Source organism: Occallatibacter sp. (assembly GCF_049802275.1).
Taxonomy (GTDB): Bacteria; Acidobacteriota; Terriglobia; order Terriglobales; family Acidobacteriaceae; genus Telmatobacter.
In genome coordinates, this window is sequence record NZ_JBARMD010000357.1 from 1 (window position 1) to 15034 (window position 15034).

Sequence of the window (15034 nt, forward strand, 5' to 3'; positions counted from 1 at the left end):
CTCATGCTTCGCGTCTGCTTCTCTGTTCGCTCCGCCGGCTTGCATCACATATGCGCCCACGCGGCGTCCATCCACATATAAGAAGGAGTTCTGGTCGTACACGGCGCCAATTACGTTGATGACAGAAGGAACCGGCGGGATTACAAACCGGTCACCATTCTCCATGGTGACATCAGGGAGGCTTCCGGTTCCGCTACTGTCTGGCTTGAGCGTCAAAACAATTCGACCCGTAGCGCGAACCTGGTGCAGTGCAGCGATAAGACCCCGTTCGCTGTTTTGGGTAGCCGAGTTAGTTGTGAGGTCCTGACCCGAAGATGAGGAAGCAGCAATCGCGAGATTCGATCCTTGTATGCGCATCGACAGGTTCTGCACATATTCGTCAATGCGTGCTTGTTGTGCGATCCGGACTGATTGGCGAGTGAATTCTGACCCATAGAGATAGGCTTTTGGAGTAACGCCACCGGCGCGCTCCACCAGGTGTTTGAGGGTTTCTCCCGGATTGACGGAGTAGACTCCCGAGTGCACGAACTCACCATCCAGAGTCACGAGTTTCGTTTGCTCTTCGAGAGGTACATGAATGTCTGCCTCAGACAAGATAGAGACAATGTCTCCACTTTGTAACTCGAGATCGTGCGAGGCATCGTGTGACAGGACAAGTTTTCCGAGATCAAAGGGAATCAGCGTTGTCTTGAGAGTGGCAGGGTCGATTCGCTCTACAACCGCATAGTCCCAATCGATGTCGGGAGCAAGAAGGCGAATTGTCGTTCGCTGAGCAGGTCGAGGCCCTTGCGATGCATTAGCATTTTGCTGCGCTCCCAAAGAGGAATTTCCACCCCGCTGCTGCGCGGACAGGTCTCGACTCTGGAGCGTGGCAAATTGATTTTGGTCCAGGCCCTGGTTCGGATTCTGCGTCGGGTACTGATTCGGGTACTGATTGGGATTCTGGGCCGAGTACTCACTCGAGTACTGATTTGGGTATTGATTCGAGTTCTGATTCGAGTACTGATTCGAGTACTGATTGAAGTACTGGGTTCCGTCCTGAGGGTTCATCTCATCGGATACGGGCGGCTTCAACGTGATCACGTTGCCATCGTAGGGCTGGCGCAGATTCTGGAATCCCAGCGTCGGCTCAAATTCAGGAGCGGGCAGTCCTAACTGCGTCCGCTTCCACCAGTAGTTTCTGGTAATGAGGGATTCCTTGTCGGGAATGAGTTCGCTGACGCGCATTCCGGGATGCCAGGCGAACCGTCCGGGGTTGGCGATGTTACCGCGAAGGGTGACGGTCTTTCCATACCGCGGAACGACGGAGAACACGCGCACGATGTCGCCATCAGCGAGCGGTGTCGCCAAGCCGTCCTTGTCGTAGGCAACCTCCATCGCTTGGCGATCGCTATGGTTTTGAATGCGCTCGACCGAAATGCGAGCCGCAGAGGCCACCGCGGAAACTCCGCCAGCATCCGCAAGAGCTCCGGACAATGGCTCGCCGGGAAGCAACTCGTAAATACCTGGACTCTTTACGCTGCCCGTCATGGCGATTTGAGGTCCAACGGGTGGGATAAAGATCACATCGCCCGACAAGAGCTTTGCGTCTGTCGATTTGTAGCCACGCACCAAGAGGTCGTAAAGGTCGAAATGGGCGATAGTCTGACTGCCGCGACGAAGTTGAATATCACGGAGCGAACCCTGGGTGTTTGGCCCTCCGCCCGCGAAGAGTGCGTCAACAAGAGTGCTGAGCGAACTTATCGTGTAGACGCCGGGGGTGCGAGCTTCACCGGCCAGATATATCTGGATGGACCGGATCTGGCCTAGATCCACAGTCAGGTCAAAGTTATGGAATACGCGGCCAACCGCATTACGCAGATGCCCATCGAGTTCAGAAAAGGGAACGGAAGCAACATGAACAGGGCCTACTTCCGGCAGATAGACATCCCCTGAACGATCGACCCGGACATTCGCCTGAAAGCTCAGTTGTCCCCAAACTCGAATGCGCAGTTCATCTCCGGGCCCCACGACAAAATCGGGAGGCACCGGCGACATATCGACCGGCGCGAAGGTCGAAGGAACTCGTCGAAACAGGTTTGCGCCAAAGATGGGAAGAATCTGCCCCGTGGTGGAGGCCACGAACTTCTGGAATTCGGTAAGCGGCTCGGGCGGAAGTCGGAGTTCCTGGCCCTGACCGTTTTGAAATTGCTGGCGGTTCAACTGCTCAGTATCGGTGTAGTTTCGATTGGGCCCCTGGCCGTTGGACTGTCCAGATTGCGAGAGGCGCGACTGAGGGTTCTGGAGTTGGCCCGTGCCGGACGTCTGGCCCGAGCACTCCGGCGCACCGATTTCCATCGGATCGGAGCAGTCGACGGAATTCTGATTCTGGCCCCCCGGATTGGGGTATTGTGTTTGATCCGGGTATCCTCCCGGTGACTGTTGTTGCGCATGCAGGCCGATGGCGACGGAGCCAGCCAGAAAGAAGATGAAAACAAAACGGGCCATTTTAGGCCTTGGTGAGGGCTGCTCAAGGACAGTTGCAGCGCAGAATTCCCGGATGCTCTTTTCACCAAGATGGGAGGGAACCATAGTCTTGAGTCTAGCATGGCGTTCGTAACCGACCCATATCGGAACAGCCTAATCCTGGAGGACATTTGGGCCTCGCTGACCGGTCGCAAGTGGCAACGTAGGCGCGCGTTTCCTTGCGAATTCCCGAAATGCAACACGGCTGCGCACGGACAGAATTCGGGTGCTTTCGACGCCCACGCAACCGCGCTTCAGGGATGCTATCGAAATTCTTAGCTGCCAGTTCAGATCGCAACAAGTAGACAACATTCAGTATTTTTAATGGGAAGCTGTCGCGGCGAAACATGGAATAGCCGCTTCGAAACAGGGGAGAGATTCTGCCTAAGTAAATAGCGAATGGGACCGGCATCAGTATTTGGAATGTGATAATTGTCACCATCTTTGTTACTAAGGGACACTAATTCGCAAACTGGTAACGTTTCCCTGCTCGATCAGTGTTATTCTTCTTCCCAGCGTCAACAAGTTGGTTTACTTGAAGTTTCTTGCTCCTGTCTGATCGAAAGCTGAAAAGCTCCAGCTTTTCCTGATTTACCCGGCAATCATTGGAAACCCCCGGGGCCCCTCTAAAAGGTGGAAGACAGAGCCGCAACTTCGTTTATGACACGGCCAGCAAGCTGGTGTGCCATTTACATTGGATGATTTGCTTTCAACCTGCGGAGGGTTAATTGAGCGCCAATGTAGTTATTGCCTCAACCGGTTCAGAGATTTCATCCTCGGGAAGCTTCCCAGTCGTCGATCTGCACCGAAGTGCGCAGACAACGCATAGGGCACCGAATTCGGGGAATTCTGAAGCAGTTGTGCGCTCGCCGCTGAGTCTGGTCGAAGAGCGTGCAAGCGCCTGGTCCCAGTCGGGCCTGAAACGCCTCTTCGATGTCGTTTGCGTCCTCCTGGCACTTCCGCTGCTGATTCCGATTTTTATTGTTGTGGGCTTCGCAGTTCGCTTTACGTCCAAGGGCCCCGTTCTATTTCTGCAAAAGCGCACGGGGCTGCGCCGTCGAAATTTCACGATTTTGAAATTCCGGACGATGGAACACCTCGAAAATGGCTCACGCAACAAGGTCACTACGGCTGGTAATCAGCGATTCACTTCGGTTGGCCCTTTTCTTCGCCGCTGGAAACTGGATGAACTGCCTCAGGTCTTGAATGTGTTAATCGGGGATATGACTTTGGTTGGTCCACGGCCCAAGTTGCCCGAGCACCAACTTGGTGATCTCAAATGCCGGCCGGGAATCACTGGTGCGGCTACCATTGCATTCGCTCGCGAGGAACAAATCCTGGCGCGTTTACCTCATCATGATGTCGACGACTACTACCACTCCATCATTCTTCCTACCAAGCTTCGGCTCGATCGGGAATACACGGCTCAATGCACGTTTCTGTCTGACCTGAAACTCATCCTGGACACAATTCTGCGCAAGTGGGATGCGTCTGCGATGTACAGGTCGCTCGAGATCGAGCCAATTGAAATGCAGCACAAGAGGCCGAAACTAAAGACTCAAATCCCCGCTGCCATGGCAGGCGATGAATCGCTTGTTTCCGGTGATTGAGTCTGCGGCTTGATTGCTGCTCGTGCGGTCGCCCTAACTCATATTTGAACGCACAGGGATACCGGAAATCGAAACACAATAAAGTCCGCGCGCCGTGGTCGTATGATGGCGGCTTGTGCCACAGACGAGCCCATCGCATTCTCTGACCAGTTTCAATGCCTTTCGTCACAGCCTTTGATGAAAGGCCGTTAGAAGTGGATCCGCCGCCGTGGGAACCACGTCAACTGAATCGTTGTGGCGGTAACCGTCTGCTGGCCCTCGAGGTAGATGGGTGCCTTCCAGTGTTCGAACAGGAATTGGCCATTGAGTTCGAGGTCCTTCCCGAGTCGCTTGACGATCTGAAAATTCAGGTCGCTAATGGTTGTGCCGCCAGGGATAAAGTCCTTGGCTGCCTTCTGATTCCTCACTCCAACCTGCACCCACTCGTTGCCGCTGAGATGATAGGTGATCCAACCCTGCCCGCCTTTGCCCTCGCGACCTACCCAATCGCCGATCAACGAACCATTATTGGTGTAGCCCTGCCGTTGGATGCCTTCGTAATACATGAAATGTCCTCCTTGGCTATTGCTGATCGATGGATCTGTTGAGACTGCTTCAGCGCGCACATCGAGCTTGGGGACACCTGGCACATGGGAGAGAAACAAACCTGGCCGGATGGCCGCACGCCGCGGGGCATCGATAGGCGAAACGTCGTCGTGAACCTCCGAGTCAGAATAGAGGGTGAGCCAGTTGCGAACAAAAGGAAGCCGGTAAGTAAAATCGAACGCTGCGAAGCGAGCGCCGGGATCTTCTGGGCCATTTTTTACCGCTACATCCGTGGGAGCCGTAGTGCTGAAGAAGCTTCGCAAGAAGGTGTGCAGCGTTATGGGCGCGTGACCTTTGCCGCCCCAGATCACGGAGCGCTCAAAACCGAACTCAAGATTTGAAGTCGGACGAAAGCTAAGCTTTTCGACATGCATCCAAGGATCCCCGGGATTTACCCATGTAGTCTCAGTCGGAGCTATCTCGGTGTGCCCCTGGAGTTCACCAACCAGGAATTCGTATCGAAACGGTCCAGTAATCTTTGAAAGGCCCGGAATGCGAAGAGGCTCGACGCGGTTGATGCGAAAAGCGTAAATATTCTCCGCGTTATTTGAGTAAGCCATCGCACCGCCCTGAGCGGGAGACAGCCATTCGTCGGACTTGCCGAACGAGAAGACGTTGTTCATCACGGTTGCAGATACATACGCCTCCAGCAGTCGCAAACGTGCCGTCGCGTTAATCGGCCCGAGCGGAATGGTCGCCTGGTAATAAGGGAGACCGGTTACCGGGTCAATGAAGTTGATTGCATCGATGTAAGAAAGCTCCTCGGCCAGTGCAGTGGAATATCCGGTAGCCGACGGAGCACCCTGAAACTCGCCACGAGCATAAATCAGGTACCGTCCTTTTGAGGCGTAGCCGCTGAGGCCGGTGTAGTTGTTGAATCCGTGAGCATAGGGACGGCCGTAGTCGTTGATGAAGGTGGAACCAAGGTGGTAGCTATCGCGCAGGGGCGTGCCGCTGATGGCGCGGACAATGGAGTAGGCGGATTCAAAGCGCGTGTTGCCGTCATCGATGATGCACTCTTTTTGGCGATCGAAGTGAAGCTCGCCAACCAGAGAATCAAAGATGCTCTCAGCTTCTTCCGAAGCGGAACTGGGTCGATCGGCGTTCACCTTTTCAAGATGGTCATTCACGTCCTGAAGCATCGGTCCAAAGCTGGCGCGGGTCCATGGGCGCATATTGAGGAACACGCGATCGAGGAACCCAAGTGAATACAAGCGCAACATAGCCGGATAAACCCAGTTGTCGACGGGAATGAAAGGGGAACCCGCATTTTCTGCAATGCAGTCGGACGCAGTCGGGCCGCCTGCACTGGATGCCGACGACAGAGGGGCGGTTCCATTTGCGGGCGGCGACTGGGCGGGGACTCCAGCGCTGACTGCGCTAAACAGAGCCAGAGCGATAAGAACCATCCAAAATGAAACCCAGGAATCGCGACGCAACCGGCTCAGAAGATCCGCTCTCAAGAAGAGTCCTCACAAATTGGTATTTCGAGCTTGTTATTACAGTGTCCCACGAGCAGTTGGGGTCGCATCGTAGAGATCGTGGGTTCGTTGATATTTCCGAATCAGAGGGACGCACAAAAGCGCCACTCCGTGTTTGTTTCCCCAAGAATTGCGCCGTGCCATCGCTCGGGATCCGGTGTCGTGAAGGTTGACTGGTGCTCTTCGGCTTGGTAGGCTGAACGTTGATTCTCTTGGTTTTCTGCGGACAACGCTTCAGGACGTTACCGCTGCCATAGGGGCTTCACCCGATCCGCGCGGAGGGATCAAGGGACCTGTCGCTGGTCTCGGCTCCGTTTGATGGGACGATCCAGTCTGACCCGGTGGTATTTTGCGCCATTTGATCCAGAACACGCTGTCATCGATGGACCGCCAGTCGAATAAGTCTTGGCACCACAGACGCGAAAACTCCGGCCCGGCTGCGTTTGAGAATCCCAAGTCAGCATACAATTCGCCAATATTCTGTTTTGCCCGATTAACCGCAATGAGCGGCTCTCAAGGAACAACACTATGACCGTGGCGGCTCAAACCCATCACCTGGAGACCTTTCTCCACAAGGCCGAAACAAAAACGCTCACCACCGGCATCATCGGGCTTGGTTACGTGGGGCTACCCCTGGCACAACTGTTTGCGAGCCAGGGGTTCAGCGTGATCGGATTCGATGTCGACGAATCGAAGATTCGCAAACTCATGAACGGCGAGAGCTACATCGGCCACTTGCCATCATCCGTCATTCATGAAATGCGCAAGGATGGACGATTCAACGCGGTCTCGGATTTCTCGCAGATTTCGAGCGCCGACACCATCAGCATCTGCGTTCCCACTCCGCTCGACAAGGCCAAGCAGCCCGACCTCAGAGCCGTGCGGATGACTGCGGAATCGATGGTCGATCACTTGCGACCAGGACAACTCGTCATCCTTGAAAGCACAACGTATCCCGGCACAACGACGGAAGTGCTCGTTCCCATCCTCGAGAAGTCCGGACTCAAGATCGGCGAGGAGTTGTTCGTTGGCTACTCTCCGGAGCGCGAGGATCCCGCGAATCCGCACTTCACGGCGCGAACGATTCCCAAGGTGGTCGGGGCCAACGACCCGGCTTCGCGCCGCGCTCTCGAGGCGTTTTATTCTGTGGTCTTCGATCAACTCGTACCTGTATCGTCCTGCGAAGCCGCAGAGATGGCAAAGGTGCTCGAGAATATCTATCGCAGTGTGAATATCGCGCTGGTCAACGAGATGAAGCTTCTCTGCCAGCGCATGAACCTGAATATCTGGGAGATTATCGACGCCGCAAAGACCAAGCCCTTCGGGTTCCAGGCATTCTACCCCGGTCCGGGACTGGGTGGTCACTGCATTCCAATCGATCCCTTCTATCTCTCATGGAAGGCGCGCGAGTTTGACTTCGTGACACGTTTTATCGAGCTTGCGGGAGAAATCAACACCAACATGCCCTACGAGGTCGTGAACCGGATCACAGACCATCTCAGTAAAAACGGCGTGTGTCTCAACGGAGCGCAACTCCTGGTGCTGGGATTGGCATACAAGAAGAACGTAGACGATTGCCGCGAATCACCGTCCATCAAGATTCTGAAAATCCTGGCTGACCGCGGCGCACGGCTCTCCTATTATGACCCTCACGTAAAAGATTTTGTGTCGCACCGATACGGCAAGTTGCGCGGCAGCGAACTTCAAGCGCTCACGGAAGATGCTATGGCAAAAGCAGATGCAGCGATCATCCTCACCGATCACGACGCATTCGACTACGATCAGATCGTCAGGTGTTCAAAGCTCGTCATCGACACCAGGAACGCGACGCGGAATGTCAGCGAAGGTCGTGAAAAGATCGTCCTCGCTTAGAACTATCAACAGGAATCCTTGCCATGAAAGTTCCACTTCTTGATCTGAAAGCGCAATACGCCGGTATCAAAGAAGAAATCCTTAGTGCCATCGGTGAAGTGCTCGATTCGCAGGTGTGCATCCTGGGCCCGAAAGTCGCCGAGTTGGAGCGCCAAGTGGCCGCTCTGTCCGATTGCAAGTACGGCGTCGGCGTCTCCAGCGGCACCGACGCGCTACTGGCGGCGCTAATGGCACTTGAAATCGGCGTGGGCGATGAAGTGATCACCACTTCTTTCACCTTCTTTGCGACCGCTGGCTGCGTGTCCCGCACCGGAGCGACGCCTGTCTTCGTCGACATCGATCCACGCACCTACAATATTGATCCGAAGCTGATCGAACGAGCCATCACACCCCGCACCAAGGCCATCATCCCCGTCCACCTCTACGGTCAAATGTGCGACATGGACCCGATCATGGAAATCGCGCGGCGTCACAAACTCTACGTAATCGAGGATGCCGCCCAAGCGATCTCTTCCACGTATAAGGGGCAGAAGGCAGGCAGCATCGGCCACGTGGGCTGCTTCAGCTTCTTCCCGAGCAAGAATCTCGGTGGAGCAGGCGACGGCGGAATGCTTGTGACCAACGACGCTGACCTGCACGAACGGCTGCTTGTGATGCGCTCCCACGGCTCCAAGCCGAAGTACTTTCACAAAGTGATCGGCGGCAATTTCCGACTTGATCCGCTTCAGGCAGCTGTCCTTCTCGTGAAACTGCCGCACCTGGGTGCCTGGTCCGAGGGCCGCCGACGCAACGCAGCCATCTATGATCAGCAGTTCGCTGGCAGCCCTGTCATAACTCCGTGGATCAGTCCGGACGGTGTCAGCATCTTCAACCAGTACGTGATTCGTGTGCCCGAACGGGACGGACTCATGGCCCATCTCCACGCGGAGCAGATTGGTTGCGAGATCTACTATCCAGTTCCGTTGCACCTGCAGGAGTGCTTCAAGAACCTTGGATACAAAGCGGGCGACCTTCCCGGGTCAGAGCGCGCGGCACGTGAGGTATTGGCTCTTCCCATCTTTCCTGAGCTCTCTATGGAACAAATCCATTTTGTGTCCCGCACGATCCTCGATTGGGTTTCGAAGCATTCCGCATCAACTCACAAAGGTTCATTGTCGCGAGCGTGATTCAATGGCGGGCCAGGACCCTCTACATAGCGCGGGGACTTTTCCCGATGGTCTATGTGCTCCGCAGAGGAGGAACACGATCCCGATGAGAAGTTCTGCCGGCCTTTTGCCTGTAGAATATGAGTAGTAATCGTGCCAAATCCGAAATCCCGCAGGGACAGATGTCCACCGACACTTCGCCTTCCGAATTGCGAGAACACGCCGATCCTTCCTCGGGCGCGAGCCCTGCCGTGCAAATCAGAAAGGACAATGAGATCTCTTTGCTGGATCTCCTAATAGTCCTTGCCGAGCGAAAAAACATCATCCTCGGGGTCACGGCAGTTTTTGCCATCTTGGCAATCATCATATCGCTCGTTCTGCCCAAACGTTACACAGCTACAGTGACTCTTCTACCCCCGCAACAGGGTTCTTCGATTGGCGCAGGACTTTCCTCGCAACTCGGAAGCCTGGGTGGAATGGCCGCTCTGGCTGGGGGGAGTCTCGGCCTCAAGAGCCCGAACGACATGTACGTCGCTTTGTTCAAGAGCCGCACTGTCGAGGATGCCATGGCGGAACGTTTCGGGCTGATGCAGGAGTACCATGCGAAGCATCTATCAGATGCAGGCAAGCTATTCGAGGGCCACACCAAGGTGGACGCGAGCGGCAAAGATGGCCTGATCCGCATCTCTGTCGATGATAGCGACCCTCAACGGGCCGCTATGCTTGCCAACGGCTATGTAGATCAATTTCGAAATATGTCTCAGCATCTGGCTATCACGGAAGCCGCGCAGCGCAGGCTTTTTTTCGAGCAGCAGCTTCAGCAGGCAAAGGAGAATCTCGCCAATGCTGAAGAAGCCCTAAAGAAAACCCAAGAGAGCACGGGATTGATTGAGCCTGAAGGTCAGGCGCACGCTCTCATCGAGTCTGCCACAGCTCTCCGTGCGCAGATTGCAAGCAAGGAGGTCGAGATTGAGTCCATGCGGACGTTCGCGACCGGCGAAAATTCCCAAGTAGTCCAGGCGCAACAGGAATTGGAAAGCTTGCGCGCTCAGTTGGCAAAGCTGCTCGGCTCAAATAACCCATCTGACGCGACGCTTATGTTGCCCAAGGGGCGAGTACCGGAAGCCGGCCTTGAGTATTTGCGCAAATTTCGCGACGTCAAATATTACGAGACCATGTTCGACATCCTGGCCCGGCAGTTTGAGGCCGCCAAGCTGGACGAGGCAAAACAAGGAGCGCTGATTCAGGTGGTCGATCCCGCTGTCCCTCCGGACTGGCGATCGTTCCCGAGGCGCGGTCTCATCGTTATCGTAGCCACTTTAGTCGGATTCGTTTTCGGAATTTTCGTGGCCCTCGGTCTGGGGGGATTCCAACGTGCCAAGGATGTTCCCGAAGTCAGCCAAAAGCTGAATATCCTCCGCGATGTCCTCTCCTTTCGGAGGCGTAGCGTCCCCAAATCCTAGGCGGAAGTTTGGGAGCTAATGTATTCGCAGTTCATCGCAGAGTGGGGACCCACCCTTGCCGGGTTACTCCGACCCCTGAATCAGGTTAGATGATCGTGACCTTCCGGCTCGCCGGCTCTTCACAATAATTGAACGGGTCAATTCAGACTGTAGTCTCGCGCCACGCGCACAAGGACTCAGCATAGGCAGCGCTGCCGTCACGTAGCCAGGCGTCGAGTTGAGCCGGTTCCTTCAATTGCTGACCGCGCAAGCGCGGCACTTCCACGAAGCTGCAACTCATCTCAGGCAGGGCCGTCATATCGCCCCACAACTTTTCGAACTGAGCCACCGGGAAGATATCTTCCTGCCCCTGCCCCCAGCGCTTCTTTACGTCCTTAAGCGTGATGTAGGTGGGCATGCGTGCAGCTACAACACGGACCGCCTCTTCGACACGTTCCGCATCGGAGAGCGCATCGCGGGTCAGATGGAAGATTGCAAGTAGACGGTCGATATCGATCCAGTATGTCGCACTATTGTAGTAACGAAGGCGACTTTCCAGTTCTTCGCTGGGGAGCGCTAAACCTTCAATCAACTGGGTTCTGCCGTTCACACAGGCAAGACCACCACCGCGATCTTCGATGTGGCGAGGGATCACTTCGGCAGTGAGCGCCACTCCGCGATGGATATGATGACCGAGGATAGCCGGATCGGCATCGACGGCCGCTGTGTCGATATTGTGCACCATCAAATATGCCAACTGGGGACGACTCTCAAGCAGATGCAGGAGCGTCCCATTGCGAAGCAGATTGGCAATCTCATACCAATGCCCTACAGGGTGTAGGCACTGCATGGGCACATTATCGGTGTAGTCGGAGCCTTCACCAGCGCTTTGGACCCACTGAATCAGCGCCTCATGCAGGCTCTGACGCATCTTCTGCGCCTGCGCATCAAGCAGCTGTTGCACGGTCTCCTCCCAAGCAAACCGAAGATCGCGCACCATGGGGATCATGCGCAGACCAATGCTGTGTCCAGACGAAAGTAGAAGAGGCCCGGGATAGTCATAGTCTTTCTCTGCGGCAAGATGCGCGGAGATTGCATCATGGGTGAGATAGCTCGTCGTGATAACGTGCGGAAGCAAGGCACCACATTCGCGGCTGACCCGAAGACTTTTGGCCAAGTGAATCTCTATGAAATTGCGGTATTGTCCGCCAAGCTTACAGAAAGGGCTCAGAGCTTTCACTACTCCGGCGCCCCGAGTCCACCGTGAGCCCACGCCTCCCGCCAAAGACACAACAGCAACACGCCCCCCAGCGAGGGCATCCAGACCAGCCGCGCGATGACTATCATTTACCTGATCTGCATTGGCGTCCTCAATAAGACTGGTGACCGGCAGGCGGTTCTGCGCGAGACCAATTCGCCCGGAATGGAGATCTTGGCGGATTTGTTCGTGCTGCAGGCGGTCAAAGCCGTAGTTGTCGAGGAGAGTTTTGAGCGTTCGCTTCTCGCCGCCTATCGCATCGTGGCGAGCCGGGAGCACGTGATCAAACAAGGTTTGAACCATGCCGGCGTATTCCGGATTGGAGCGGCAGGCAGCGCTAAAGTGCTCTAACTCCGCACGACGTCCCGGTGACAGCCGGGACACTTCGTTGCGAATGAGCAGTGGCACCTGGTCCGTGTAATAACCTGCGGGCATCAATGCCTCGTCACCGGAGAGTAACACTGCCTGCGTTCCCTTCTCGTTAATCGCGAAATCGTAGACCACAGGCTCTACGGCAAACGGCACGCAACGCTCCATGTGGCGCTTGGTCTCACTCATGATGGCCTGCAATCGGATTTGAGCCTGCACTTTGCGTTCGGGGCTGAAGAGGAACCCCATGCCGCCGCCGCTCATGCCCCCTAGCATCCAGAAACCCCAGAAATCGTGGCCGAATTCTTTTCTTACACAGCCGATCAGCGTCTCTACAAACAGATTTCCTGCCCAAGGAATAATGGTCTGAATGGGGCCGTCGAAGTTGCGCTGAAAACAGACGCCGAGTTCGTGGATGTCACCCCGCTGGAGTTGACCAACGATCTCGTCGAGGATCCCGAGGGCTTGTTGGCGGCCGAGCCACTCTTTTTCACAACGCAGAAGGTACTTCTCGGTAACCATTTCGAGAATGGGACCGACATCCTGTGCCATACCGCCGTGGACGAGCACCAGGCTCTGTTGAAGCTTCTCCCGGGCCTCGCGCGGAATTTCGGTTTCAGTAAAGATCCTGTGCCGCGGAAGCAAGCATCCACGGCTGATCCCAAACTCCGGGTCATCCTTAGCGGAGAGTACGCTATGGATGAGCTTGATACCAGGCCAGACACCACCGGAATCCTGCCAGCCTCCGCCGCTTCCCCCGAGCCATTCACCCAGGATCGCGCGCGCGGCAACCAGCCTGCGGTCATGCTCTTCCACGCCTCCGGTTAACGAATGGATCTGGCCCGTTGCACGCATGCACACAGCGATGAGACAGGCAAGGAGGTTGGTGGAGACAGCTAGCCGGGAGCCCTTAGGGATGTCATTTACGTTGCTGACGATTTCAATGCCGCATCCAGGCCTTCCAGTGAGGCGTTCCAGTAGAGCGGCCAGGGGTTGCGTTGAACCCTCGATGCCCGGAGGGACTATGCCGCTGGCGATGATACCCGCCTTGAGCAAGCCCAGATAGTCGCGGGAAAAGTCGAAGACCTCGGCAATTGAAGAAACGTCGGCCGTAGCGTGCAGGTCGACACTGGTCAAGCGGATGACCGGTTGATCGATCGCGCGTAGATAAGCCTCTACTGGCGGCCTAGGTTCGGTAAAGCACTTGCTCGTCCCGTGGATCGCGAGATCGATGGATGCGTTAATGACGCGCGCTCCCTCGGGGAAGTCCATGCCGAGGAAGAAAATGTCGCTCCATCCGCAGTGCGTGAGGTCCATGCGGACAGGCGTTGCTTCACGCAGGATCGGAAAAACCGGATCGCCTGCAAGAAGCTCGGGACGGATGCGCAATGGATAGTCGTCCGTATGGCCAGCGCGGAACATCCATTGGTTGCCTCGTACGCTCCGCACGCTGCGTCGTACTTGGTCCGCGAGTGTTTGGAAGCCAAGGGCCCGGTAGCTGGCGGCCAGCGCACTGGAAATAGGGGCGCTGGCACCCTGTTCGGCCTGTGCGTCCAGAAAGGACTTGATAGCTTCCTCGAAGCGACGATCCAGAAGCTTTTTGTAGCCGGTGAATGGAATGTGCGCAGGCCCAGCAGCTGCGGGCAGGATGGGTATGTGAAATCGATGGATGGCGTAAAGGAAGAATAGCGCCCGCACGCGTTCGTAGAGATTATCACTGTCTCGGCGAAACCTCTCAAGCGCCTGACATTCGGCGAGGAGTTCGTCGATTGTCAGACCGCGACACAAGCCATCCAGGGACAAATCGCGCTGCTCCCCGCTGCCCGCGATAACGCTGGTAAAGCGGCTCAAGAGCAAGGACCTCCGCTGGTTCGGGCCATTTCGCGGTCGGCCAGGAGATCAATCATTTGCGATAGCACCTCGTTGCGATCACGGCCGTTCAGCGCAAGTGCGAGCTGTGCGATCAAAAGACCGTATGGGTGTCCAAGATCGTAGCGCCGGCCTTCGTCTTCTACGGCAAGGTATTGTTCCTGGCGTGCGAGTTCGTTGAGCGCGTCCACCAATGTAACTGATGTTTTGGCCGATTCTGCCAACCTGCGATCGAGAATATCCATCACCGTCTGCGTCAACACGTGGATGCCGAAAAAGCAGAGATAGAGTCCGGAGCGAATGCCGGGGATGAGAAGGCGCTGCTCCGCCTCAGTGGGGGTAGGTTTTTCGATGACCGTCTCGACGCGATACAGGTCGCTGCATGGCGGGAGGCGGTGTCCACCGACAGTCCCATAGCGCAGTAGTTGGCTCTCGCGAGTTGGTTGGACACCGCTTACCGAACACTGTTCCTTTTCGGCCAATTCCACAAGGCGCTTTGCGGAAGGCTTGGAAGCAGAGCTTACGTAGAGGTGGTCGCCCACCATATGGAGAAAGGGGTCGCCGCTCGTAAACTGGCGGGCGCAATGGATGGCGTGACCGTAGCCGCGCGGTTCAGGCTGAGGAATGAACCGGACCGACGAAGCGTAAAGCCCGGCAGCCTGCGAATACGGTGATTCGTCGCCAGGCCAAACTACAACGGCAATCTCCTCGGCACCGGCCGCAAGCGACTGTTCGATCAGGATGCAGAGAAGTGATTTCTTGTTACCCTCGCCGTCGATGAGGGACTGAAGAGGCAATGTACGCTGAGACTGCGCCGCGGCAGTAATGACAGCTTTCTTGACTAACAAGGACGCACCTGAATGAAATTTATCACGAATGCTTCGGCTTTCGGGCTTTA

The 15034-nt window shown here is 55.9% G+C and carries 8 protein-coding genes; 4 read left to right on the plus strand and 4 right to left on the minus strand.

The annotated features are described in order from the left end of the window. The coding region (locus WA354_RS12385) for an SLBB domain-containing protein (protein ID WP_472813319.1) at positions 1 to 2487 on the minus strand (2487 nt) is incomplete at its 3' end. A 746-nt stretch (positions 2488 to 3233) separates the two neighbouring features. Between WA354_RS12385 and WA354_RS12390 the strand changes: the two genes are divergently transcribed. Further along, complete coding sequence (locus tag WA354_RS12390; RefSeq protein WP_472813320.1) at positions 3234 to 4115, plus strand: sugar transferase; 882 nt, start codon at positions 3234 to 3236, stop codon at positions 4113 to 4115. A 188-nt stretch (positions 4116 to 4303) separates the two neighbouring features. Here WA354_RS12390 and WA354_RS12395 read toward each other — a convergent pair whose 3' ends face one another. After that, positions 4304 to 6163 carry a capsule assembly Wzi family protein gene (locus WA354_RS12395; protein WP_472813321.1) on the minus strand — a complete coding sequence of 620 codons (1860 nt, stop codon included), beginning with the start codon at positions 6161 to 6163 and terminating at the stop codon, positions 4304 to 4306. 546 nt (positions 6164 to 6709) lie between these two features. Between WA354_RS12395 and WA354_RS12400 the strand changes: the two genes are divergently transcribed. The 3 genes from WA354_RS12400 to WA354_RS12410 all read left to right on the plus strand — a co-directional run bounded on the left by WA354_RS12400 (position 6710) and on the right by WA354_RS12410 (position 10661). Next, positions 6710 to 8053, plus strand: coding sequence for a nucleotide sugar dehydrogenase (locus tag WA354_RS12400; RefSeq protein WP_472813322.1), 1344 nt, complete (start codon positions 6710 to 6712; stop codon positions 8051 to 8053). 23 nt (positions 8054 to 8076) lie between these two features. Further along, positions 8077 to 9219 carry a DegT/DnrJ/EryC1/StrS family aminotransferase gene (locus WA354_RS12405; protein ID WP_472813323.1) on the plus strand — a complete coding sequence of 381 codons (1143 nt, stop codon included), beginning with the start codon at positions 8077 to 8079 and terminating at the stop codon, positions 9217 to 9219. A gap of 161 nt (positions 9220 to 9380) precedes the next feature. Further along, on the plus strand, positions 9381 to 10661 hold the full coding sequence (locus tag WA354_RS12410) for a GumC family protein (protein WP_472813324.1): 1281 nt from the start codon (positions 9381 to 9383) through the stop codon (positions 10659 to 10661). 142 nt (positions 10662 to 10803) lie between these two features. Here WA354_RS12410 and WA354_RS12415 read toward each other — a convergent pair whose 3' ends face one another. Together WA354_RS12415 and WA354_RS12420 are read right to left on the minus strand one after the other, a co-directional pair. Continuing rightward, positions 10804 to 14118 (minus strand): UTP--glucose-1-phosphate uridylyltransferase, encoded by a 3315-nt coding sequence (locus tag WA354_RS12415; RefSeq protein ID WP_472813325.1) that lies wholly within the window; start codon positions 14116 to 14118, stop codon positions 10804 to 10806. Further along, positions 14115 to 15034 (minus strand): sugar phosphate nucleotidyltransferase (locus WA354_RS12420; RefSeq protein WP_472813326.1); only part of this gene is annotated, 920 nt, incomplete at its 5' end. The genes WA354_RS12415 and WA354_RS12420, both read right to left, overlap by 4 nt.

What these genes read in the sequence shown, in the direction of transcription:
- WA354_RS12400 (WP_472813322.1), top strand. Translation starts at nt 6,710, where the DNA reads ATGACCGTGGCGGCTCAAACCCATCACCTGGAGACCTTTCTCCACAAG.
- WA354_RS12405 (WP_472813323.1), top strand. Translation starts at nt 8,077, where the DNA reads ATGAAAGTTCCACTTCTTGATCTGAAAGCGCAATACGCCGGTATCAAA.
- WA354_RS12410 (WP_472813324.1), top strand. Translation starts at nt 9,381, where the DNA reads ATGTCCACCGACACTTCGCCTTCCGAATTGCGAGAACACGCCGATCCT.